The organism is Microbulbifer okhotskensis (assembly GCF_023895975.1).
Classification (GTDB): Bacteria; Pseudomonadota; Gammaproteobacteria; order Pseudomonadales; family Cellvibrionaceae; genus Microbulbifer; species Microbulbifer okhotskensis.
On sequence record NZ_JALBWM010000285.1, the window covers coordinates 1 to 1,352 of the forward strand.

Genomic DNA, 1,352 nt, shown 5'->3' on the forward strand with positions numbered 1-1,352 from the left:
GTCATCTCTTTTTTGCTAATAGTAAAGAAATGACACAGAATTCTGAACACTACCAGCGCGCCGCGTAGGCTGTCCAGCCTAGCCCCGCAGAGGCTGGGCGAGCCTGCTTGGTTTTGTTAAATCGCTGGCCTACAAACATGCCCCCACCTCTTCTATTGTAGATTTAGTAACTACCCCTTTAGAGTCCGCCTTGAATATGATGACATAGTGCCATTTACTACAGACAACGCTATTAGCCTCACCAGAGTCAACAACAGTTAATGTATTGTCAGAAGAGTTAAAAATAGGCTCAAACGCTTTATATTTTACCATTAAATAACCAATTTCCGGCCTATGCGACTCGACAGATTCTATTTCTGCCTTCCAGTACTCAACTCTTCTTGGCCCTTCATTGCCAAGCTCACAAGAGCAAAGAAAAACCATCATTATCAGGACGCATAAATATTTCATAGGCTATTTAACCCCGCTAACAGGGGCCGCGTTGAAAACGCGGTCCTGCTGCTTAGCCTTGTTAGGGTTGCTTTTATTCATACGGCTTAATGGGAAACTTACCTTTAGCAGCAAACCAGCCCCCTGGGAGCCCAAATGCTAAGAAAAATAAAACTGCATTAATTATCGCGGGCTCAGCTTTACTTGATGATATTAATTTACTGCCAGAGATTTCATTTACTAAGAAGCACATAGACACCGCAAAAACTACTGCCCCAACTAACCTACCTAAATAATTACGATACTTGCCAGTGAAAACACACAATAGCGAAATTGCAATGCAAAAGGCACCAAAGCCATAGATACCAATTGGTTTGGACATCCCCGGCGCAATGAGAACCATTACGACACCAAATAGGCCTGCAACCAAACCCAATAAGACTCTACTAAAAAGGCTTAACCCCTTTCCGATTACACGCTGCGCTTCATTGTGCATAGTCTGTAACCCTAACGCTGCCAACACAGGCGGCCGAAACGTAGTGTAGGCCGTCCAGTGCAATGCGCTTTTTGCATTGCACGATTGTGCTTGGCCTTGTTACATTTTCCGCTCTAAGTTAACTAATAGCTCTCTAATTTGTACTTGGATATTTTCCATCCATTCTTTTTCTTCTGTAGTGACAGAAGTATCCGATGCCTCAATAGGTCGGTATTCCAAGTTGTTAAAGGATGCTTGTAAAACCTGAGAAAGTGACTCCATATCACTTCCATTGATTCTGATCAGAAAACGGCTTAAAGGCCTATTTACCCATGCGCCACTATTCCCGTAGGACTTAGAAATCACTGACTCCAATACCGCGAGCCTTCCTTGGTGTTCCCTAATGAGATAAACCCCACCTAATGATGCAATAAATCCTGGGACTAGG

General features: G+C 43.6%; 3 protein-coding genes. All 3 read right to left on the reverse strand.

What is annotated here, in order from left to right; all coding sequences use genetic code 11:
- Positions 1–129: 129 nt before the first annotated feature.
- Positions 130–450, reverse strand: coding sequence for a hypothetical protein (locus MO867_RS22070; protein ID WP_252473181.1), 321 nt, complete (start codon positions 448–450; stop codon positions 130–132).
- Positions 451–523: 73 nt separating this feature from the next.
- On the reverse strand, positions 524–925 hold the full coding sequence (locus MO867_RS22075) for a hypothetical protein (protein WP_252473183.1): 402 nt from the start codon (positions 923–925) through the stop codon (positions 524–526).
- 99 nt (positions 926–1,024) lie between these two features.
- Positions 1,025–1,352, reverse strand: a 328-nt coding sequence (locus MO867_RS22080; RefSeq protein WP_252473185.1) for a hypothetical protein, incomplete at its 5' end; no start/stop codon positions are given.

Excerpts from the sequence above, each read along its gene's own strand:
- MO867_RS22070 (WP_252473181.1), bottom strand. The coding sequence starts at position 450 with ATGAAATATTTATGCGTCCTGATAATGATGGTTTTTCTTTGCTCTTGT.
- MO867_RS22075 (WP_252473183.1), bottom strand. The coding sequence starts at position 925 with ATGCACAATGAAGCGCAGCGTGTAATCGGAAAGGGGTTAAGCCTTTTT.